Source organism: Planococcus sp. FY231025, from assembly GCF_052078085.1.
Classification (GTDB): Bacteria; Bacillota; Bacilli; order Bacillales_A; family Planococcaceae; genus Planococcus.
Genome location: NZ_JBQJJG010000003.1, coordinates 17,134 through 39,372, shown reverse-complemented (window position 1 = coordinate 39,372; position 22,239 = coordinate 17,134). Strand labels below are relative to the sequence as shown.

General features: G+C 47.9%; 20 protein-coding genes and 1 other annotated feature. Of the genes, 6 read left to right on the top strand and 14 right to left on the bottom strand.

Going from position 1 to position 22,239, the window contains the following annotated elements:
• Positions 1-88: 88 nt before the first annotated feature.
• The 5 genes from ACTL32_RS02470 to ACTL32_RS02450 form a co-directional block, all read right to left on the bottom strand.
• Positions 89-1,027 (bottom strand): ABC transporter ATP-binding protein, encoded by a 939-nt coding sequence (locus tag ACTL32_RS02470; protein WP_441339996.1) that lies wholly within the window; start codon positions 1,025-1,027, stop codon positions 89-91.
• Positions 1,027-2,082: an ABC transporter ATP-binding protein gene (locus tag ACTL32_RS02465; protein WP_441339995.1), complete on the bottom strand. Its 1,056-nt coding sequence runs from the start codon at positions 2,080-2,082 to the stop codon at positions 1,027-1,029. The genes ACTL32_RS02470 and ACTL32_RS02465 overlap by 1 nt, the downstream gene beginning before the upstream one ends.
• A gap of 15 nt (positions 2,083-2,097) precedes the next feature.
• A complete protein-coding gene (gene opp3C, locus ACTL32_RS02460; protein ID WP_441339994.1) occupies positions 2,098-3,117 on the bottom strand; it encodes an oligopeptide ABC transporter permease in 1,020 nt (339 codons plus the stop codon).
• Positions 3,117-4,052 (bottom strand): oligopeptide ABC transporter permease, encoded by a 936-nt coding sequence (opp3b, locus tag ACTL32_RS02455; protein ID WP_204890709.1) that lies wholly within the window; start codon positions 4,050-4,052, stop codon positions 3,117-3,119. The genes opp3C and opp3b overlap by 1 nt, the downstream gene beginning before the upstream one ends.
• A gap of 194 nt (positions 4,053-4,246) precedes the next feature.
• The gene (locus tag ACTL32_RS02450; RefSeq protein ID WP_441339993.1) at positions 4,247-5,959 is read right to left on the bottom strand and encodes a peptide ABC transporter substrate-binding protein; all 1,713 of its coding nucleotides are present in this window, start codon (positions 5,957-5,959) and stop codon (positions 4,247-4,249) included.
• A gap of 295 nt (positions 5,960-6,254) precedes the next feature.
• Between ACTL32_RS02450 and ACTL32_RS02445 the strand changes: the two genes are divergently transcribed.
• Both ACTL32_RS02445 and trpS read left to right on the top strand, forming a co-directional pair.
• Positions 6,255-6,536 carry a DUF3899 domain-containing protein gene (locus ACTL32_RS02445; RefSeq protein WP_441340129.1) on the top strand — a complete coding sequence of 94 codons (282 nt, stop codon included), beginning with the start codon at positions 6,255-6,257 and terminating at the stop codon, positions 6,534-6,536.
• Between the two features lie 50 nt (positions 6,537-6,586).
• Positions 6,587-6,796 (top strand) — a binding site (T-box leader).
• Positions 6,797-6,843: 47 nt separating this feature from the next.
• Positions 6,844-7,836 (top strand): tryptophan--tRNA ligase, encoded by a 993-nt coding sequence (trpS, locus tag ACTL32_RS02440; RefSeq protein WP_441339992.1) that lies wholly within the window; start codon positions 6,844-6,846, stop codon positions 7,834-7,836.
• A gap of 404 nt (positions 7,837-8,240) precedes the next feature.
• On the opposite strand, the gene fabF is transcribed toward trpS, so the two are convergent.
• Both fabF and ACTL32_RS02430 read right to left on the bottom strand, forming a co-directional pair.
• On the bottom strand, positions 8,241-9,482 hold the full coding sequence (gene fabF / locus ACTL32_RS02435) for a beta-ketoacyl-ACP synthase II (RefSeq protein WP_441339991.1): 1,242 nt from the start codon (positions 9,480-9,482) through the stop codon (positions 8,241-8,243).
• A 27-nt stretch (positions 9,483-9,509) separates the two neighbouring features.
• The gene (locus tag ACTL32_RS02430; RefSeq protein ID WP_441339990.1) at positions 9,510-10,442 is read right to left on the bottom strand and encodes a beta-ketoacyl-ACP synthase III; all 933 of its coding nucleotides are present in this window, start codon (positions 10,440-10,442) and stop codon (positions 9,510-9,512) included.
• 188 nt (positions 10,443-10,630) lie between these two features.
• On the opposite strand from ACTL32_RS02430, the gene ACTL32_RS02425 reads away from it, so the two are divergent.
• On the top strand, positions 10,631-10,816 hold the full coding sequence (locus ACTL32_RS02425) for a YjzD family protein (RefSeq protein WP_441339989.1): 186 nt from the start codon (positions 10,631-10,633) through the stop codon (positions 10,814-10,816).
• Between the two features lie 30 nt (positions 10,817-10,846).
• Here ACTL32_RS02425 and ACTL32_RS02420 read toward each other — a convergent pair whose 3' ends face one another.
• The 3 genes from ACTL32_RS02420 to ACTL32_RS02410 all read right to left on the bottom strand — a co-directional run bounded on the left by ACTL32_RS02420 (position 10,847) and on the right by ACTL32_RS02410 (position 14,258).
• Entirely contained in the window at positions 10,847-12,988 is a 2,142-nt protein-coding gene (locus ACTL32_RS02420; RefSeq protein WP_441339988.1) for an ATP-dependent Clp protease ATP-binding subunit, read from the bottom strand.
• 126 nt (positions 12,989-13,114) lie between these two features.
• The gene (locus tag ACTL32_RS02415) at positions 13,115-13,423 is read right to left on the bottom strand and encodes a metal-sulfur cluster assembly factor (RefSeq protein WP_204890717.1); all 309 of its coding nucleotides are present in this window, start codon (positions 13,421-13,423) and stop codon (positions 13,115-13,117) included.
• A 67-nt stretch (positions 13,424-13,490) separates the two neighbouring features.
• The gene (locus ACTL32_RS02410; protein ID WP_441339987.1) at positions 13,491-14,258 is read right to left on the bottom strand and encodes a prolyl oligopeptidase family serine peptidase; all 768 of its coding nucleotides are present in this window, start codon (positions 14,256-14,258) and stop codon (positions 13,491-13,493) included.
• Positions 14,259-14,416: 158 nt separating this feature from the next.
• Between ACTL32_RS02410 and ACTL32_RS02405 the strand changes: the two genes are divergently transcribed.
• Genes ACTL32_RS02405 through ACTL32_RS02395 form a run of 3 tightly spaced genes read left to right on the top strand, consistent with a single transcriptional unit; the run spans position 14,417 to position 17,444 of the window.
• Positions 14,417-15,226 carry a Cof-type HAD-IIB family hydrolase gene (locus tag ACTL32_RS02405; protein WP_441339986.1) on the top strand — a complete coding sequence of 270 codons (810 nt, stop codon included), beginning with the start codon at positions 14,417-14,419 and terminating at the stop codon, positions 15,224-15,226.
• Between the two features lie 16 nt (positions 15,227-15,242).
• On the top strand, positions 15,243-16,097 hold the full coding sequence (locus ACTL32_RS02400) for a DegV family protein (RefSeq protein ID WP_441339985.1): 855 nt from the start codon (positions 15,243-15,245) through the stop codon (positions 16,095-16,097).
• A gap of 12 nt (positions 16,098-16,109) precedes the next feature.
• Complete coding sequence (locus ACTL32_RS02395; RefSeq protein WP_441339984.1) at positions 16,110-17,444, top strand: CoA-disulfide reductase; 1,335 nt, start codon at positions 16,110-16,112, stop codon at positions 17,442-17,444.
• Positions 17,445-18,044: 600 nt separating this feature from the next.
• Here the strand turns inward: ACTL32_RS02395 and ACTL32_RS02390 are convergent.
• From ACTL32_RS02390 to ACTL32_RS02375, 4 genes are all read right to left on the bottom strand, one after another.
• Positions 18,045-19,496: an alpha-amylase family glycosyl hydrolase gene (locus ACTL32_RS02390; RefSeq protein WP_441339983.1), complete on the bottom strand. Its 1,452-nt coding sequence runs from the start codon at positions 19,494-19,496 to the stop codon at positions 18,045-18,047.
• A 170-nt stretch (positions 19,497-19,666) separates the two neighbouring features.
• The gene (locus tag ACTL32_RS02385) at positions 19,667-20,038 is read right to left on the bottom strand and encodes a YisL family protein (protein WP_441339982.1); all 372 of its coding nucleotides are present in this window, start codon (positions 20,036-20,038) and stop codon (positions 19,667-19,669) included.
• A 69-nt stretch (positions 20,039-20,107) separates the two neighbouring features.
• A complete protein-coding gene (locus tag ACTL32_RS02380; protein ID WP_441339981.1) occupies positions 20,108-21,007 on the bottom strand; it encodes a fumarylacetoacetate hydrolase family protein in 900 nt (299 codons plus the stop codon).
• Positions 21,008-21,050: 43 nt separating this feature from the next.
• Positions 21,051-22,229 carry a DUF418 domain-containing protein gene (locus ACTL32_RS02375; RefSeq protein WP_441339980.1) on the bottom strand — a complete coding sequence of 393 codons (1,179 nt, stop codon included), beginning with the start codon at positions 22,227-22,229 and terminating at the stop codon, positions 21,051-21,053.
• Positions 22,230-22,239 lie beyond the last annotated feature (10 nt).

Below are 22,239 nucleotides of genomic sequence, written 5' to 3'. Positions count from 1 at the left end.
TCGACTAATCTTCTTCAATTTTATCACTTTTTCGAAAAAAAGAAATAAAAAAACAGCAATACCATATGATGGCATTACTGTTTTTCGTTTATTGTACAGCTGCTGCTGCTTTTAACGATTCAAATTCACGATCTGAACATTGTACAAAATGGCCAGGCGTAATTTCTCTCATATAAACGTTGTCTTGCTCTGTGTAGTTATGGCTCGCCGGGTCATAAGACTTCCGTACCCGGTTGCGCTCGTAGTTCGGATCCGGCAGCGGAATAGCTGACAGAAGCGACTGTGTATACGGGTGCATCGGATTTTTGTACAAGTCTTCAGCTGGCGCCAATTCAACCATTTTCCCGAAGTACATAACCCCGATGCGGTCAGAGATATACTTGACCATTGAAAGGTCATGGGCAATGAACAAATACGTCAGCCCTTTTTCTTCTTGTAGCTCTTTCAACAAGTTTACTACCTGTGCCTGGATCGATACGTCCAGTGCAGAAATCGGCTCATCGGCAATGATGAAATCCGGGTCTACTGCCAGTGCACGTGCGATGCCAAGACGCTGGCGCTGTCCGCCTGAGAATTCATGCGGATACCGGTTCGCGTGCTCTTTGTTCAAGCCGACTGTCTCCAGCAGGTCAAAGACCATCTTTTTGCGTTCGTCCTGGTTCTTAGCCAAGCCATGGATATCGATGCCTTCTGCGATGATGTCCATGACTTTCATACGCGGATTCAAGGAAGCATACGGATCCTGGAAAATCATTTGCATTTTGCGGTTGAATTTCTTCAAATCGCTTTTCGATTTTTTGCCGTGCACGTTTTCGCCTTCGTAGAAAACGTCTCCCGAAGTGGCGTCATACAGGCGGATGATCGATCGTCCAGTAGTGGATTTGCCGCAGCCAGACTCTCCAACCAAACCGAGTGTTTCCCCGCGGTAGATATCAAAGCTGATATCGTCTACCGCTTTCACTTCGTTCGCTTTTCCTACATTGAAATGCTGTTTCAGGTTTTTGATTTCCAATAATTTTTCTGCCATTAGACCAAGCTCCCCTCATAATATCTGCTGCCCGGGAACTTTTTCATCCGCTCGATAACTGTTGCCGGCGGCTCGACTTGAGGAGCATCCGGATGCAATAGCCATGTTGCTGCGGAGTGAGTTTCGCTCACTTTGAAGAATGGAGGGTTCTGTTCCATATCAATCTGCAGCGCGTATTCACTCCGCAGCGCAAATGCGTCACCTTTAGGCGGTGCGATAAGATCCGGCGGCGTTCCAGGAATTGCATATAGTTTGGCATCTTCCGTATCCAATGAAGGCATGGAGCTCAGCAAGCCCCACGTATACGGGTGTTGCGGGTTGTAGAAAATCTCATCCACAGTTCCGATCTCGACGATTTTGCCGCCGTACATGACGGCAACGCGGTCAGCAACGTTAGCAACGACGCCCAGGTCATGCGTGATGAAAATGATCGAAGTATCGATTTTCTTTTGCAGGTCTTTCATCAATTCCAGGATTTGCGCTTGGATTGTTACATCCAAAGCCGTTGTCGGCTCATCCGCAATCAGGATCTGCGGATTGCAGGCCAATGAAATCGCGATAACGATCCGCTGGCGCTGCCCGCCTGAGAATTGGTGCGGGTATTGCTTCATGCGAAGCTCAGGCTTCGGCATGCCTACTAGGCGCAGCAAATCGATCGCCACTTTTTTCGCTTCTGACTTACTGATTTTTTGGTGCTTCAAAAGCGGTTCTGTAATTTGGCGCCCGATTGGCATTGTCGGATTAAGTGAAGTCATCGGATCCTGGAAAATCATCGAAATGTCTTTCCCGCGGATCTTTTGCATTTCTTTGTCCGACAGCTTTGTCAGGTCACGGCCTTCAAACAGGATTTCGCCGTTCTTGAATTCTGCCGAATGCTCCGGCAGCAACCGCATGATGGATTTTGTCGTTACAGACTTTCCTGAACCCGACTCCCCTACGATCGCCAATGTTTCCCCTTTATATAAATCGAAGTTGACTCCCCGTATTGCTTTTACTTCCCCGCCAAATGTATTAAAGGAAAGTTCGAGGTCTTTGACTTGTAAGATCTTTTCCATTTTTAACTTTCCTCCTTAATCTTTCATCTTAGGATCAAGTGCATCGCGAAGCCCGTCACCGATCAAGTTGAAGCAGATCATGATCAAACTTAACAATGTCGCAGGAATCGCTAAAATATGCGGCTGGTACTGGATCAGTTTGTAGCCGTCATTGATCAGCGTACCCAGTGATGCGTCAGGCGCTTGAAGGCCTAATCCGATAAAGCTTAAGAACGCTTCAAAGAAAATCGCTGTTGGAATCGTGAACATCGTGTTGATGATGACAATCCCAAGTACGTTTGGCATCAAGTGTTTCCAGATGATGCGGGAATCGCTCGCTCCAAGGGTTCTGGATGCCAGAACGAATTCCTGGTTTTTGTATTTCAGGACCTGGCCGCGCACAACCCGCGACATCCCGGTCCAGCCGGTGATGGTCAAGGCGATGATGATGGCCAAAATCCCCGGGTCCATGATTAGGATGAACAAGATAACGACTACCAAGTTCGGGATACCTGTCAAAATTTCAACAATACGCTGCATAACGTCATCGATGCGGCCGCCGAAATAACCGGAGATGCCGCCGTAGATAACACCGATGAACATATCGATAGCTGCAGCGACGAATGCGATGAACAATGATACTTGAGTTCCTGCCCATAGGCGGGAGAACATATCGCGGCCAAGGCCGTCTGTGCCGAACCAGTAGTTCACTTCAACGTTTTTCATTTCATACAAATCGACTTCCGTTCCGCCGAGGTTGCCGACGCCATCAAAGATTCCCAAGTTCTCGATTACTGGAATCTTCGGGGGCAAGTTTGCGTGGGTGATTGTCTGGGCATTCGGCTCGTAAGGGCTGATGATCGGTCCTACAAACGACATGATGACGATCAGGGCGAACAAGACCAAGCTGACGATAGCCCCTTTGTTTTTTCTGAAACGGTACCATACATCCTGCCAGAAAGAGACACTCGGTTTAGAGATTCGCTCAGCCGCCGCGGCGTCGATCGTGATTCTCTCAAACGAACCTTTCGGCAATTTTTCTAGATTTTGAGTCATTAGCTTTTACCTCCTGAAAGACGGATCCGTGGATCGATGATTCCATATAAGATATCTACAATCAAAATGACGGCAATCAAGAAGACCGAGAAGAAGATTGTCGTGCCCATAATGATTGAGAAGTCATTCACCATGATCGATTTAACAAACTGCTCGCCGATTCCAGGAATCGCGAAGATTTGTTCAACAACCAATGAACCTGTCAAGATTCCGACTGCCATCGGCCCAAGGACCGTAACCAAAGGAATCAATGCATTTCGGAATGCGTGTTTGAAAGCGATTTCAGAACCGCTGGCGCCTTTTGCTTTCGCAAGCGTGATATAGTCCGAACCGAGAACTTCGATCATTTCGGTACGGATAAAGCGGGCGGCAGTGGCGAGTGGGAACATTGCCAAGGCAATTGATGGCAGGACGCTCGACATGAAGCCCTCTTTCCAAAGAGCAACCGGGAACCATTCAAATTTGATGGCAAAGAAGTATTGAAGCATTGATGCGAAAACGAACGACGGAATCGAGATCCCGATGATCGCGACCAATGTACTTGAATAATCGACCCAAGTGTTTTGCCGCAGGGCAGCAATCATGCCTAACAATATTCCAAGGATCGTACCAATCACCATGCCTTGGAATCCGATTTGTGCGGATGGGCCCATCCGGCTAAGGATCAAGTCTGTAACACTTGCACCTTTAAACTGGTTGATTGAAATTCCTAGATCCCCTTTTAAAAGGCCAAACATATAATTGAAATATTGTTCAGGTAAAGGATCATTTAAGCCATATCTTTCTTCAACAACTTCTCGTTGTTCAACAGACAATTTACTAGCGGATGCGATCGGAGAACCCGGTAAAACTTTCATCAAGAAGAATGTGAATGTAGCGATCAATGCTAAAGTGAGTATCATGTAGATTAAACGTTTGCCTATATATCTAGCCATGTTGCACCTCCAGAAAGAATAAATCTATTTTACAAAACTTTAGGACAAATGCAAAGCTTTGTTTTTTTCAAAAGTTAGCAGAAAATGTTCAATTTTCCGTGAATTTTAATACATTAGAAAAGAGAGTATATCGACCTTAAAACTGCGATATACTCTCTTTCTATTTGTTTTTCAGAGTGGCCAGTTAATAAAACTTATTCTTTGCCTGAGATGTATGCCCACTTGTAGCTGTAATCTCCACCGAATGGGTGAGAAACGATGTTGTGGACATAAGGTTTTTGAAGTGACATCAAACCGCGTTGGTAGATCGGCGCGATAGCAGCATCTTCTTCAATCAGGATTTTTTCTGCTTGAGCCATTGCATCCCAACGGCCTTCTAGATCTTGAGCAAGTTCACCTTTAGCAGACTCAACCAATTTGTCGAATTCAGGGTTAGAATAAGACATCAAGTTGTGTGATGCACCAGTTACGAACAAGTCGATGAAAGTCATAGGATCCTGGTAGTCAGGGCCCCAGCCAGAGTTTTGGATGTCATAGTCTTGAGCTTCGTCAAGTTCTAGACGTACTCCGAATGGTACAGCTTTAAGGCTTACAGTCAAGCCTTCAAGGTTTCCTTCAAGTTGTGATTTCAAGTACTCATCCATCTTCTTAGCAAGTTCAGAGTCCCCGCCAAGCAATTCAAGTTCAACTTCAGTAACGCCTAGCTCTTTCAAGCCAGCTTCCCAGAATTTCTTCGCTTCTTCAGCGTTGAATCCAGTCAAGTCGCCATTCACTTCGCGGAAATCTTCACCAGCTTCGTTGAATGTAAACTCAGTTGGTACAAGGTAGTTAGCTGGAAGTGAACCGTTAGCCAATACCACGTTCGTCAAATCTTCTTTGTTGAAAGCCATAGAGATCGCTTTACGGATGTTAAGGTTAGCAAGTGGAGTTTTTTCTCCATTGCGTTCTTGGTTGAATTTCAAGTAGAACAATGTTGGTTCAAGTTCTTTAACAACTTCTTCGTTATCAGCATATTGCATTGCGAATTCACCAGAAAGTCCTGCGCGGTCTTTCTCGCCAGAAGTGTAAAGGTTGATCGCTGTACCAGTTTCTTTTACTACGTCAACATTGATTTTATCAAGTTTAACTGTTTCTGCATCCCAGTACTCAGGGTTTTTCTCCATTGACCAAGTCAGGCCAGTGCCATCCCAGTTCGTCAACATGAAAGGTCCGTTGTAAAGTAGGTTATCAGAGTTTGAAGCATAAGCTTCGCCTTTTTCAGTTACGAAAGCTTCTTTTTGCGGGTAGAAAGTTCCGAATGCCATCAATGACATGAAGTAAGGAACTGGACGCTCAAGTGTTACAACAAGCGTTTTTTCGTCAGTAGCTTCTACGCCAAGTTCTGCTTTGTCCATTTTGCCTTCAGAAATAGCAGTAGCGTTTTTAACTGTTCCGCCCATCATGTAAGGACCGTAAGGAGATCCAGTTGCAGGGTCAACTGCACGCTGCCATGAGAATACGAAATCTTGTGCTGTTACAGGTGATCCATCAGACCATTTTGCATCGCGCAATTTGAAAGTGTAAGTCAAGCCGTCTTCGCTGATTTCTGGCTCTGCTTCAGCAAGAGCTGGTTCAGCAACGTTTTCTTCGTTCAAACGGAACAAACCTTCGTTTACGTTGTTCAAGATGTTGAATGCTACAGAATCTTCAGCGATAGCTGAGTCCATTGATGGAATTTCTGCGCCTTCCACAAGGTTAAGTTCTTGCACTGAATCCATTTCGCCTTCAGCGCCTGCTTCTGGTTCTTTCTCTGGTTCTTTCTCTGTTTCGTTACTAGTTCCTTCTTCGCTTCCGCCGCCACATGCAGCTAAAAATGCGCTAAGAACCAAAACGAGGCTAAGTAGCCAAAAAATCTTGCTGTTCTTCACTTGCGTGACCCCCTTAAATTTTCTGAAAAATTGGTACACTGTTAATTATACATATTCTTTTTTTCTTGTACAGAGTTTTTTTTCAGGAATTTACATTTACATGACAGAGAGATTGCAATTACATTACCGGAAGTAGCGTGAATATTGGATTTGTAAGCGTTTTCTATTGAATTATTTTTTATTAAATTTTGATTTTTTTTAGGTTTTCTTCTACAATAAACAAGAACTGAGGTGCAAAAAAATGAAAAAAACCTTTATTGGAATATTAATTATACAAATTCTTATCTTTCTGACGATGCTAGTGAGAAACGAACCTTTCTCTCTTTTGTCCTATATCAACAATTCCTTTATTTACGGAGGGACGCTCGTCTTTATCGGACTATGGATCTTTGTCGTACGGACAGGCGTTTTTGATATTTTCACGATGAGCATGAGAAAAGTGTTCAAAGGCAAGTCTACATTAGAGGACGACGAAATGCGCCTGCCTTCCGAGATCCTGTCTTTCTCCAGCTTCCCTATCCTGATTATCGGCGGGGTTACGCTGGCAGCGATGGCAATTGGCCTTGCATTTTATTGAGCCAGGGCATTGCAACAATTTTCCACTATGTATTATAATAGACTCAATATTGATAAGCGCTGAGAAAGAAGAGTAGGTGCCGTTCCTTCTATAGAGAGTCTGTGGGTGGTGGAAACAGATGCTGGGCGTCATCGAATGGGCTTTTGAGCTGAACCGGTGAACTTAGAGTAGCTGGTTCCGTGATCTTCACGTTATGAAGAAGAGTGGCCGGCAACGGCAACTAGGGTGGTACCGCGGAAAACACATGATTCGTCCCTTCTATACAGGGATGTGTGATGTGTTTTTTTATTTTGAGGAGGAATGGTTCATGAAGAAAATTTTTTCAGGCGTCCAGCCTACCGGTACAGTGACACTCGGAAATTATATCGGTGCATTCAAACAATTTACGGAAATGCAGGATGAGTACGATTGCATCTTCTGCATTGTTGACCAGCACGCAATTACAATGCCGCAGGACAGCAAGGAGCTGCGCAAGAACATCAAGGCGCTTGCCGCCCTTTACTTAGCGGTGGGCATTGATCCGGAGAAAGTGACGCTGTTCATCCAATCGGAAGTTCCCGCCCACGCACAGGCAGGATGGATGATGCAATGCATTTCCACAATCGGTGAACTCGAGCGCATGACGCAATACAAAGACAAGTCCGCCAAGAATGAATCCGTGTCATCCGGCTTGCTGACATATCCGCCGCTGATGGCTGCTGATATCCTGCTTTACCAGACGGATATCGTTCCGGTCGGCGACGACCAGAAACAGCATATCGAGCTGACGCGGGACCTGGCGGAACGATTCAATAAAAGATTCAAGAAAACGTTTAAGATCCCTGATATCCGCATCCCAAAAAACGGCGCACGCATCATGTCGCTGCAGGATCCTACTAAAAAGATGAGCAAATCCGATCCGAACAAAAAAGCGGTCGTGACATTGCTTGACGACCTGAAGACTATCGAGAAAAAAATCAAAAGCGCAGTAACCGATTCGGAAGGCATTGTCCGCTTTGATCCGGAAAACAAACCGGGCATTTCAAACTTGCTGACGATCGAAGCGGCTTTGACCGGCAAATCGATCGAAGAACTGGTTGCAGGATATGAAGGAGCCGGCTACGGCGACTTTAAAGCTTCAGTGGCACAAGCAGTCACTTCCCACCTTGCCCCGATTCAGGAGCGGTACCGGGAGTTGGTTGAATCCGAAGAGTTGGATGCCATTCTCGACCGGGGAGCCGAAAAAGCGAATATGCTTGCCGGACGGACATTGCAGAAGATGGAAGATGCCATGGGCCTTGGACGTGCGAAAAAAAGATAAAAGAAAAGACTGCCGTTGGGGCAGTCTTTTTCTATGCAGTCTAAAGTAATTGCACTTTTTCATCCTACTCTTATTTTGACCTTGTTGATACATAATTGCTGATAACCGTTTTATTAATTCTACTTTCTTCCTAATTTCAAGGAAGCTAAAAAAGAGCTTTATTACATGGTTGCTCCTATATTTCATCTCTCACTGCTTTTACAAGATTACGATTTGTTGAAATCCGTAAATAGTGCAGCCATTTTTCGCACCTTTACGGTAAATCATTAAAGCAAGAATATCTGCTTCTTTTTCTAATTCTCAAAGAAAAAAGGGCTAAGTAATTTTGAGTTTCTTCTATATTAATAGTGATTTCGGGAATAAAAAAATCACCTTATCTTATGACAAGGTGATCGAAGTATTTTTTAAGCGTTATATTTTTTGAAGACGAGCGATGCATTGTGTCCGCCGAAGCCGAGCGAGTTGCTCATGGCATACTGCAAATCCGCTTTGCGGGCTTCGTTCGGGACATAGTCCAAATCGCATTCTTCATCCGGTGTTCCGTAGTTTGTTGTCGGCGGCATAATGCCTTCCTTCAAAGCGAGCGCTGTAAAAATCGCTTCGATTCCGCCTGCTGCACCCAATAGATGGCCAGTCATCGATTTTGTCGAACTCATTCCCAAATTATAGGCGTGTTCTCCGAAGACTGTTTTAACTGCCATGGTTTCGAAAAGGTCATTGTACGGTGTGCTTGTACCGTGAGCATTGATATAACCCACCGCGGTTTTTTCAACGGCAGCGTCATTCAACGCTTGTTCCATCGCACGTGCCGCCCCTTCCCCGCCTGGCGCCGGTGCAGTGATGTGGTGTGCATCCCCTGTGGAACCATAGCCGACAAGTTCCGCATAGATTTTCGCTCCGCGGGCTTTCGCTTGTTCGTATTCCTCTAGAATGACGATTCCGGCACCTTCGCCGATTACGAAGCCATCTCGGTTCTTGTCAAACGGACGTGAAGCTGTTGCCGGATCCGGGTTTGTCGTCAATGCCGTGTTGGCGGTAAAGCCGGCTACTGATAAACGCGTGATCGGCGCTTCTGCTCCGCCTGTAATCATCGCATCCGCGTCGCCGCGCTGAATCACTTTGAACGCATCCCCGATAGAATTCGTTCCTGAAGCACAAGCGGTTACAGAGCACGAGTTGATTCCTTTGGCGCCGAAATAGATGGACACTTGCCCTGAAGCCATATCCGGAATAATCATCGGAATCAGGAATGGGCTAATGCGCCGCACGCCGCGGTCATTCATGACGTCCATCTGATTTTCAATCGTTTCCATCCCGCCGATCCCTGATCCGATCCATACACCCGTGCGGAGGGCGTTTTCTTCATTCAATTCCAAGCCCGAGTCTTTCATTGCCATGATGGAAGCGGCCAACGCGTAGTGAGTGAAGCGGTCCATTTTTCGCGCTTCTTTCTTTTCAATGTATTCTTCAATTGAAAAGTCTTTCACTTCCGCAGCGATTTTTGCCGGATACTTTTCCGTATCCAGACGGGTCATCGGACCAATTCCCGATTGTCCGTTTTTCACTGCTTCCCATGTCGATTCGATATTGTTTCCTAAAGGAGTCACTGCCCCAATGCCTGTAATTACTACTCGACGATTCGCCATTCTATATTCTTCCTTTCGCATACACTGTTATTTGCCCCATCGCATTGCAATTGCGCCCCATGTCAGTCCGCCGCCGAACCCTACCATGACAACCAGGTCATCATCTTTGATCCGCCCTTCTTCTACATCCTCGACAAGCGAAATCGGAATGGACGCGGCTGAGGTATTGCCATACTTATGGATTGTTTTCGACATCTTTTCAACCGGCAGCGCCAAACGTTCACGCGACGCTTCCATTATGCGGATATTCGCTTGATGCGGGATGAGGAAGTCCACATCTTCTTTCGTCAACCCGGCTTTTTCGATCACATTCAACGCAGATTCGCCCATTTGGCGCACTGCAAATTTGAATACTTCCCTGCCATTCATCACCAAGTATTCATCCTGGTACAAGTGCTTTCCACCGGTGCCATCAGCTCCCAATTCGAAAGAAAGGATCCCCCGTCCTTCAGAAACTTTGCCGATGACAGCAGCTCCGGCGCCGTCACCGAACAGGACGGCTGTATTGCGGTCTTCCCAATTGGTGATCTTCGACAGTTTTTCAACTCCGACCACCAATACATATTTGTATACATCAGACTCAATAAATTGCTTTGCAGTCACTACACCGTACATGAACCCCGCACAGGCCGCAGAAATATCCATTGCCGCTGCATTTCGCGCACCGATCTGCTCCTGGATCATGCAGGCTACAGAAGGGAACGGCTGGTCGGGCGTCACCGTTGCAACCAAAATCAACCCAATTTCCATCGGATCGATTGCTGCATCTTCAATAGCTTGCTTCGCCGCAGCATACGCCATATGGGAAGTATCCTGATCATCCCCTGCGATTCTGCGCTCCTCGATTCCAGTCATAGTCCGGATCCATTCGTCCGATGTATCCATGCGCTGCTCCAAATCGAAATTCGTTAGCTTTTCCTCCGGCAGACATCTACCGATTCCGATGATTCCTGCATTCATTATTGGTCCCTCATTTCAATTAACATCAATTATTAGTACCTGGTATTAATAATACGCCATTCGACTTTTTTTTTCAACCAACTGACATACTTCGGACAAATTATCTTCAAAAACCGCAAACATCCTTTCTGTCTTCGGGGTGTTATGATATGATTAACGAAGATATTTTTATGTTGAGGTGAAAATAGATGCAATATATTGGAACATTCGTATGGTCTTTCTTATTGATTTCGTTATTGAATTACGTGGTCAGCGCGGTTCAAAACGTGCACTTTGACTTTATGCTCGGTGTTTATCTTTCGTTAGCCGTGTCGATCCTGGTTTTCGTGCTAGGCGCTCTGATTCCGGAAGGCCCTGCTCCTGAAAAACATTAATCAAAAAAGAAGCGTAATCCGGTATCCGGATTACGCTTCTTTTTTAATGATGTTCAATTTTTCCCCATCCATTTCCAGATGAAGGGTGGAATTCGGTTCAATATCGCCTTTGATCAATTCGCGGGCAATATTCGTTTCGATCTCCCGTTGGATAAACCGTTTCAGCGGCCGTGCCCCAAAGACGGGATCGGTGCCGGCTTCTACGATATATCGGACGACGGAATCGTCTACGTCAAGCTTCAATTGCTGCTGACCGAGCCGCTTGCCGAGTTCGCCGAGCATTTTCTTGGCGATTCCATAGAAATGGCTATTATCAAGCGGATGGAAGATGACAATATCGTCAATCCGGTTCAATAATTCGGGCTTGAAGTGCTTGCGGAGTTCCCCCATGATGATGTCTTCAAGCGAATGTTCCTTCGTCTCCTGTCCGATAAAGGCGGAACCGATGTTTGACGTCATGATGACAACCGTATTCGAGAAGTTCACAAGGCGCCCATGGCTGTCGGTGATGCGGCCGTCGTCTAGGATTTGCAGCAGGATATTCGCAACATCCGGATGGGCTTTTTCGATCTCATCGAGCAAAACGACCGAGTACGGGTTGCGCCGCACAGCTTCTGTCAATTGCCCGCCTTCCTCATAGCCGATATAGCCGGGAGGTGCGCCGACAAGCCTGGAAACGCTGTGCTTCTCCATGTACTCGGACATATCGATGCGGATGAAATGGTCTTCCGAATCAAACAGATTGGCAGCAAGCGCCTTCGCAAGTTCCGTCTTCCCGACGCCTGTCGGGCCTAAAAAGATGAATGAACCGATCGGCTTTTCTTCGTCTTTGATGCCTGCTCTTGCACGCCATACCGCTTCTGTCACCAGCTCGACCGCCCGGTCCTGTCCGATGACCCGCTCCTTCAATGTTTCGCCGAGACGCAGGAGCTTTTCTCGCTCCCCTTCCACAAGTTTAGTTACCGGAATGCCGGTCCAACGCGCCACGATTCCCGCAATTTCCTCTTCGGTCACTTCTTCCCGCAGCAAGCGTTCGGCCCCTTCATTCTGGAGCTCGCCTTCTAATACAGCGAGCTCTTTCTCAAGCTCTGGGATCTTGCCGTGCCGAAGGACGGCTGCTGCATTCAGGTCGTATTCGTTTTCTGCTTCTTCCAATTGGCGTCTCAACACATCCAGCCCTTCACGTTTTTCCTGGATTTTTTTAAGCGCCTCTTTTTCTGAATTCCATTGCTGCTTCATGCCTTCGGTGGATGTTTTCAATTCAGCAATTTCCTTGCGCAATGTTTCGAGCCGCATTTTGCTTGCAGCGTCTTTTTCCTTCATCAATGCCTGCTCTTCGATTTCAAGCTGCATCAGGCGTCGAGTCACTTCATCAAGCTCCTGCGGCATTGAATCGATTTCTGTGCGGATCATTGCACATGCTTCGTCGATCAAGTCGATTGCTTTATCCGGCAGGAAGCGCTCGGTGATATACCGGTCGGACATTGCAGCAGCCGCGACAATCGCACGGTCATGGATCCGGACGGCGTGGTGCAATTCAAAACGCTCTTTCAATCCTCGCAGGATCGACACAGTGTCTTCCACCGACGGTTCGCGGACCATGACCTGCTGGAAGCGGCGTTCGAGTGCCGGATCTTTTTCAATATGCATCCGGTACTCATCAAGCGTCGTAGCACCGATGCAGTACAACTCGCCGCGGGCCAGCATCGGTTTCAGCATGTTGCCGGCATCCATCGCACCTTCCGTTTTCCCGGCGCCTACGATGGTATGGATTTCATCGATAAATAGAATGATCTGGCCGGCGCTGTCTTTCACTTGCTTCAACACGCTTTTCAGCCGCTCTTCGAATTCGCCGCGGTATTTTGCGCCGGCAATCAACGCGCTCATATCGAGTTCATAGATTTCCCGGTTCTTCAGGCCTTCCGGCACGTCATTACGGACAATGCGCTGGGCTAGCCCTTCTACGATAGCCGTTTTGCCGACGCCCGGCTCCCCGATTAAAACAGGGTTGTTTTTTGTCTTTCGCGACAAGATGCGGATGACATTCCGGATCTCCTGGTCCCGGCCGATGACGGGATCCATCTTTCCGGACTTGGCCTGTTCGACCATATTCCGCCCGAACTGCTCGAGCGGTGATTGCTGCTCCTGGTTTTGGTTGGTGAATTGAACCATGCTTTTCACTCCCTTGAAAGTTTGACCTTCTTTGACTAATTTAATTATAGGCAATGGGAACAGGAAAAGCAAACCATATACACATAAAAAAAGCCTCCTGGAAAAATTCCAGGAAGCCGGTCCGTTTTAGCGGACGCCAAGCGCCATTTTAGCATAGCGCGACATATTCTCTTTGCCCCAAACCGGCTGCCAGACGATTTTCACATCGACTTCTTCCACTTCAGGCAATTCATATAGGGCTCTTTTCACCATATCGACGATCTGGGGTCCCATCGGGCATCCCATTGAAGTAAGGGTCATGGTAACGACCGCAAAACCATCTTCGGATAAATCCACATCATATACCAAGCCAAGGTTGACGATATCCACTCCCAGTTCCGGGTCGATAACGTTTTCCAGCGCTCCCATCATGCTGTCTCTCATATCTTGATCCATACCTATTCCCTCCTTTTCATGCTCCCTTTATCTTAACAAATTTCTCGCAGAATTCAAATTCATGCGCTTACGCCTTCGTATGCTTCGCCAGCCACTCGGTTGCAGCCAGCATGCCGTCCCGGCTGACCGCATGCCCGGCTTCACTGTCCCGCATGAAATACAGGCGTTCAGGCACCTCAGCATAATCTTCAGCCAGCGCCTTGTAAAAACTCATGATCGGCGAGAACGGCACTGTCGTATCCTGCTCGCCGTGCCAGAAGAACACCGGCCGGCGCGCCAAGACTGATTTGTTTTTTGTAGCATCGAACCGCTCAAGCGTCGTCAGCATCGCCTTGCGCTCATCATCAGTGATAGGCAATTGGAAGCCTTTTGATTCAAATTGTGCCATTTGCGCTTTTGCCAGTTGCACGTAATTGGCAGCACCCATCATGACAGCAGCCGTCTTGATCCAAGGATAGACTGTCAAGGCACCAAGAGCGGTAATGCCGCCCATTGAGGTGCCGCCGATCCCGATCTCATCTTCGGCCAGCCCTTTTTTATGTACTTCTTCATTCAAAAAACCTAATTCTTCTATCGAAGTCAGGACAATTTCCCAAAAACGGAGGCTCATTTGGACAGCGTCCATCCCCTCTTCCCGTTCGCCGTGCAACAGAGCATCAGGCAGCAAGACCCGTATCCCTTTAGTTCCCAATTGGTATGCGTAATGGAGATTATGCTCTTTGGCGCTCATGTGGCCATGGAAGAATACGACCGTCGGCAATCGCTCGCTTTCTTTGCCGTCCGGCATCACATGCAGCAGCGGAATTTCGCCCCACACTTCCCTTTCAACTCTCATTTTTTTCACTTCCTTTATATTAATCCTATCAATCTTCTGGCAGTCCGGCAAACAATCCATTATTTCCCTGAAAAAACTCATATATAATGAAGTTTTTTTGACGGATGGCTTCCCTTATCGCTACACTATATAAAGAGAGAAAGGAGACGGAATTCCATATGAAACAGCATTTAATCGTACTTGATCTGGATGGCACTTTGCTGACCGACCAGAAAGTCATTTCACCTAAAACCAAACAGACATTATTCAAAGCCGTAGAAGCGGGGCATCAAGTCATGATCGCCACCGGCCGGCCTTACCGTTCCAGTGAACCTTATTATAAAGAACTGCGGTTGAATACACCGATTGTCAATTTTAACGGGGCGTTCGTCCACCATCCGATTGATAACAGCTGGGGGCTCTACCATACGCCGATTTCATTGGAAGTCGTCCATGAAGTTGTCGAATCAATGCACGATTTCAATTTCCATAATATCGTAGCCGAAGTGCTCGATGATGTCTACGTCCATCACCACGACGAGAAATTGATGGATATTTTCAGATTCGGCGACCCTCAGATCACGACAGGGGATTTGCGCAATTACCTGAAAGTGGATCCGACATCAATGCTGATCCATGCGCCGGTCGAAAAGGTCCAGCTTATCCATGACCATTTGACATCGGTCCATGCAGAAGTAATCGACCACCGCCGATGGGGTGCGCCATGGCATGTTATCGAAATTGTCAAAAGCGGCTTGAGCAAAGCGGTCGGGCTGGATCAGGTTTCAAAATCGCTTGGTATTGCAAAAGAGAACATCATTGCATTTGGCGATGAGGACAACGATCTTGAGATGATTGATTTTGCGGGTGTCGGCGTCGCAATGGGAAATGCCATTGACCCGCTGAAAAACATCGCGAATGAAATCACGCTATCTAACAACGAAGACGGCATTGCAGAATTGCTGATCGACCGCTTGAAATTGAAATGATTAAAGGAGGATTTCTATGAGATTATTTGCTGACAGTGCGTCTGATCTACCAAAACAATTTTTCAAGGATGAAAGCGTCGAGTTGTTCCCGCTGCGCGTCCATATTGGCGAAAAGGATTATGAAGATATCCGGACCATCCACTCGAAAGTGGTTTATGATGCCATCCGGTCAGGCGACCAGCCAAAAACGTCGCAAGTGTCTCCTGAAGAAGTCATGCGGGCATTCGAGCAATTGGCGAAAGATGGTGAGGAAGGCTTTTACATCGCTTTTTCATCAGAGCTATCGGGTACATACAGCACAGCCGTCATGGTGGCTGAACAAGTGCGCGAAGAATATCCGGAGCTGAAGTTGACGATCCTTGATTCCAAAGCGGCTTCTCTCGGCTATGGTCTATTGGTCAAAGCAGCTGTGAAGCTGCGGGATTCCGGAATTCCGCTCAAAGAGATCATCGCTGAAATAACTTTCATGGCTGAACACATGGAAAGCCTGTTTACCGTTGAGGACCTCGATTATATGGCTAAAGGCGGACGTATTTCAAAAGGCAGCGCCTTTGTCGGCGGCTTGCTGAACATCAAGCCCCTCCTGCATGTTGAAGACGGCAAACTCGTACCGATCGAGAAGCTGCGCGGGCGCAAAAAAGTGCTGAAGCGGATGGTCGAATTGATGAAGGAGCGCGGCAGCAGCTGGAGCAATCAAACTGTTGCCATCAGCCACGGCGACGATATCGAATTTGCGCTTCTCCTGAAGCAGGAAATCGAAGAACAGCTCCAACCAAAGAACATTGAAATCTTTATGATCGGCTCTGTTATTGCAGCCCACACCGGGCCTGGAACTTTGGCCGTGTTTTTCCTGAATCAAGTAAAAGCCTGAGGTGAAAAAACTATGAAGAAGATTGTCATTATCGGCGCGGTCGGCGGCGGAGCTACGGTGGCCAGCCAAATCCGGTTTTACGATGAAGAAGCGAAAATCACCGTGTATGACCGAGATGACACGATGAGCTATGCCGCTTGCGGCACTCCCTACGCTATTGGCCAAGTAATCGAAGATCCGGAATCTCTGCTGGTTGCTGACGCGCAGTCTTTTAAAGACAAACGGAATATCGAAGTGTTCCTAAAGCACGAAGTTGTCGAAATCCACCGGAACGAAAAATGGGTGACCGTCAAGAATTTGCAGACAGGCGAAGTTTTCAACGAGCCCTATCACACGCTGATTCTTGCCCCCGGCGGATCTGCCGTCATTCCGGACATCGAAGGCTTGTCAACTTCCGAAGTATTTGTCCTGCGGAGCTATGGGGACATGCAAAAAATAAAAGATCATATAGCACGGCATAAGCCAAGGAGCTGCGTCATTTCGGGCGCCGGCTTTATCGGCATTGAAATGGCGGAGAATCTGAAGCATCTTGGCATTGATGTGCAGATCGTCCATCGATCGCCTTACGTCATGTCGATACTTGATGAAGACATTTCGGAGCTCGTCAGAAAAGAACTCGAAGCAAACGGAATTACCATCCATACCGATACATCCATCAATAAAATGGATCGGCGCATTGTGACATTGGAGAATGGAAAAACACTCCAGGCTGATTTCCAGATCATGAGCATCGGGATCCAGGCTAACACTAAGCTTGCAGAAGAAGCCGGGCTTCCTATCGGCCCTACCGGCGGCATCGTGACAAACGAATTCATGCAGACTGCCGACCCGGACATCTACGCGCTTGGCGATGCAACGGAAAATATTGATTTTGTCACCGGCCGGGAAAAGCGGGTTCCGCTCGCTTGGCCTGCACACCGGCAAGCTTACCTGATTGCGCGCCACTTGACCGGCACGGCGATTGCCAAAAAAGGCCTGCTTGGAACTTCCGTAGTGAAAGTCTTCTCGCAGACGGTCGGCATGACCGGCTTGAGTGAAACCATGATCAAAGAAAATGGCCTGCCGTATGCGACCGTCATTCACCGCGGCAACTCAAATGCAGGCTATTACCCAGACCATGCGGAATTGACGCTGAAGATCCATTTCAATACCGAAACCCGGAAAATCTTGGGGGCGCAATGCTTCGGAGGAAAAGGCGTAGACAAGCGGATCGATGTCATCGTTACCGCCATGTATGGAGGTTTGACTGTCGACGACCTGCAGGCGCTCGAACTGAGCTATGCACCGCCCTACTCTTCTCCAAAAGATCCAATCAATATGGCCGGCTACAAAGCCGTGTCCAAATAAAACAAACCGTAGACAAAATTTAATTAAGATGAATAGTGATGTATAAGCCCGACCGTGCTGGCCACTTCGCTTTCCGTGGGCTCGGCTTCAGCCGCTTCCCTTGCTCCTGCGATTACTCGTCGCAAATAAAAAAAACATTCGCTTCGCTCAGTCCAGGGTATTCAGCTCGAGTCGCTTCGCTGCTCCCACAGGAGTCTCGTGGCCAACCTGGTCGGGAGCGTCACCTGTATCTAAAAGATGAGATTAGGACTCTGATTCTGCTTTGATCTACCAGGAACAAGTTGCTGGCTTCAGGATCCGCAACGAAAGGCGGCGAGCAAGTTGGCCGAACGCAGTTCGGCCGACTTGTTTGCGACGAAGCAGCGCAGCGATGCAGGAGCACCGGTTTTGCCAGCGGGATAGCGAAGTGCCGAAATCCACTCGGACGCTAGTCCGAGTTAATTCGGCGCGAGCCCGCGGAAAGCGTCCGCCTGAAGTGGAGGATCGGGTATGGACTCTTCTATATGTATGGTCATTCATTAAGAAAATAAATATCCTTTTGTCTACAAGCTACAACAAACCGGAATCTGCAATCAGATTCCGGTTTGTTTTTTATACTTTTTATGCTGTTTTTTTCGCTGCTTCGTCAGCTTTCCGCTGCTTGCCTTTTCTCCAAACAAACCAGATGAAAAGCATAAAGACGACATACAGGACAGCCAATGCCGCGAAATATGCGGTATTCAAGCCGCGTTCTTCAGTAATGTGGAAAGTTTCCCCGATTTCTCGGTCGAGTGTGATGCGGTACTCGCCATTACCTTCCTGCCGGACAACGTCCCCTTCAAACAACCCGCGCATTTCTTTGTCGCTCCCGATGACATCGGCAGGCAAATTGATGCTTTTTGTTTCTGAAGAGTTATTGATGGCAATGATCCAGCTTTCTTCATCATTAAAGCGCTTGTAGACAATCCAGCCGTTTTCGGCATGAAGTACTTCTGTCTCACCCGTCCGCATCGCTTCTGACGAATTCCGGAGCTGGGTCAGATTGGTGATATGGTCGATCAATTCCGCTTCAACCGCCAAATCAAGGATTTGGTGGGATTCAGGCAGTTGTGTGCCGTTCATCGCCGTTTCGGAACCGTATTGGATGACTGGAATGCCTTCCATTGTCATTAGCTGTGTCAACAAAAGCCGCCAGCGTGTCGGCGGGAATCCTTTTTCCGCTACGACGTCAGCCGTAAAGCGGGAGCCCAGTAGCGAATCGACTCGGACCAGTTGTCCGCCGCTTTCTTCCAGCAGTTCAGGCAATCCCGAAGCCGGCTGGTCGAAATTCTTGTATGCGCTGCGAAGAAGCTCTTCCGCTCCAGGCATGACCACGGCATCTAGGCCAGAAGTCTCTTCCATTTCCTGGTCGCTGATTACATAGATATCCCGGACGTTCTTGATTTCCTCAGAGAATCGTTCGATGAACCCTTTATCCAACTCTGGAGCATCCTGGAGACGGAGGCCATCGATTTCGTATTTCTGGATAAATGCGTTAGCTGCAGCAATCAATTCTTCCTGGACTAACGGATTAGCCGTATCAAGCGCTAATGACCCGTTCTCGTTCTCCGTGAACCACTCGGGGTTCTCAGTCGCCCAGATATGGTCCTTGCTGACACTTTGCGTCGGAAGGTCGACCATCAGCCGGACTTCCTGCTGGTGGGCAGTCTCGATCAGCGTCTGCAGTTCTTCCTCCGTGCCGAAATGGCGTTCCAGCTGGGCATAATCCAGCACTTGCTTGCCGTCATATGTAGCGGATGCAAACACAGGGCCGATGGACATTAAGGTGAAGCCCATGTCTTTTACATGCATCAACTGGTCCGCTGCACCGGCAAAATCTCCTCCGCTGAAGGCAGCAGGATCTTGCGCCCTGACTTCATAGTCATTCTGGATGCCTTTATTGAAAAACCGGTCGATCAATACGTCGTAAATAATTTCATCTTCAATACCCTGTTCTTCTGCTGCCGCTGCCGGCTGAATCGGGCTTATTGCCATAGCGCCTACTAAGACGCCTGCTAACCATTTTGCTTTCAATTCCAAATCCTCCCTTAATGAGGCCGATAAAATCCGTTCCACTCGGTCTATTTTATCAAACTCGACTAGCCCCCGCTATTCAAATATCGGGATTTGCCTAAGCTCCCGCGGAGTTTCGTCTAAACTGTGAAGTTCCATACAAAAAAAGCAGACGCCAGAGCGCCTGCTTCTTAGAATAATACGATTCCGATCGGCAATAGGAAACCGAGGAACATGGTCACGAACAGGGATACCGCGAAAAGCGCCCAAAACATCGTTACCGGTTTTTGTTTTTTCGAACGCACAAGCACCATTTCCATCATGCCGATGGTCACAATGCCGAATAGGAATTTCAAGCCGTACATCATCGCATCTGCAGAAGAATGCTCGATGAACAAAGTGAGTCCGGTGATGATAATCAAAATGTAGAACAAGCGCAGGACCATGTGCACAATTTTGCGTCCTTTGCTTTCACGCGCCATGAAGGCAGCTGCCAGGAACAGCACGATGCCGATCACCCATGTCGTGATGTGCAAATGTGTAGTATCAGTTAAAAAGCCCAAATCGTCACCTCTTTTAATATAGTCCTTAACAGTTTAGCACAACTAAGGGACTAATAGACAAATTTGCCGTTATGACAAATGTGTGACGAGCGTGCCGATCGATTCGATCGAAACTTTGACGGTATCTCCCGCTTTCAAGAACTTTGGCGGGTTGAACCCTTTACCGACTCCTGCCGGTGTGCCGGTCAATAGGACATCGCCGGGCTCCAATGCCACATATTTCGACACTTCCGAAATCAAATCGTCAACGCGGCGGATCATGTTTTCCGTATTGCCGTTCTGGCGGAGTTCGTCGTTCACTTTTGTGACAATCGATAAATTCTGTGCCTGCGGGATTTCGTCCTTCGTGACGAGGTACGGCCCCATCGGGCAGGAGCCTTCAAGGCTCTTGCCAAGGAAATACTGCTGATGCTTGCTCTGCAGGTCACGGGCCGTCAAGTCATTGGCGATCGTATAACCGAACACGTAATCGTAAGCCATCTGCTTCGGAATATTTTTTCCGGCTTTGCCGATTACGACAGCCAGTTCCCCTTCGTAGTCATATGCTTCGGTTACGTCGCTGTGGACAGAAACCGTCTGCTCATCTGCAGCAATCGTATTCGGCGCTTTTGTGAAAACCACCATTTCGACAGGCGCATCAGCCCCCATCTCCTTGGCGTGGTCCGCATAGTTCTTGCCGATGCAAATGATGTTTTTTGGAGTTCTTGATATCGGCGCTAGCCATTCGATATCCGAAAAAGAGAGTTTGAATTGTTCAGGTTGTTCCGATTTGGAAGCCGCTTCAGTCAGCTTGCGTATCTGTTCCACAAATTCCATGCCTTGCGGAAGCCCTTCAATCAACCGGTTCGGAAAAGAAGGCAAAATTTGCAATTCCTGCTGAATCGCCAAAACATCCCATACCGCTTCCTCTTTCTTCACTTTCGGGCCAAAACGTTCTTTTCCTTCAAATCGAAAAGATAACAGCTTCATTTCTCAAACACTCCTTTTCTTTGATTCCATTTATTATACACATTCACGGTTTTGAATTGTTGCTTTTTTCAAAATTTCTTCCGTAAGCCGCTCGTCGCCATAATTTTTCAAGCGGGCCTTGGGAGAATTTCGAAAACCACATTTCTGCGAAAATCAGCTGAATGGCAAAAATCCCTAAGGCGATCCACGTCCCGGTGACAAGATCCACTTGGCCGTATAAACCTAATCCATATGAATAAAACAGGAGTGTGGCGATGACCGATTGGGAAATATAGACCGTCAGCGACATGCGCCCAGCTTTCGCAAGCGGTCGCATGGCTTTGCGGAAGGCGCCGCTTTGCGCCGCCAGGACAAAGAGTGCTGCATAGCCGATTGAAAGGAGCGGCCCTCCGAAAGCATCCTGTACGTGTCTGAAGGCATAATTCTGCTCAAACAGGAAAGGCGTCGATTTCAAGAATAGCCCTGCTAAAAGCGCAAGTCCTCCAACGGCCAGCCAGCCTTTCTTCATGTCGGCTGCCCGCTCGACCAGCCGCCATTTTGCTGCGGCCGCCCCAAGCATCATATGCGGCAAAATCGTGATAATCAACAAAAAGTAGACCGACGGGTTGTTGCTGTGGAGCCAGTCTTCCAGCCGCTGACGGAATATCTCAGCAAACGTCCCGGTCGGATAGGCAGCCAGGGAACTCTGTACTTCCTGCATGCCTGTGTAGAAATTGGGGTCGACCGATACTGCGATAAAGAGGAGCAGCGCCATGAAAGCTTGCGGAATCGTATAAAGCAGCGCCGCCAACCCCAGCAGCCAAGCTGGAGGCAAGCGCAAAAGCCCGATCAGCAAAAAGCCGGTCACGGCATAGGTGATCAAAATATCCCCATACCAGATTAAAAATGCGTGGACAATGCCGATCAACAGAAGAAACAACAGCCGCTTGGCCGCCAATGGAACGAACGGCTGCTGTTTAGCCTTCGCTTTCATGAACTGCATTGCTAAACCATACCCGAATAACATCGCAAATAACGGATAAAAGCTCGCCTGAACAAAAATATCAAGAAATGCGAACATTTCCGTGTCCCATTTGCCGGCAAACCACGTATATGGATCAATGTAAGAAAACGGCGAGTGGAAGGTCGGCATATTGATCAGCAGGATGCCCAAAAGCGCAAACCCTCTCATCAAATCGATCGCTTCCACCCGTTCGTGTAATGCTACTGGTTGTAATTTCACGGGAAACCTC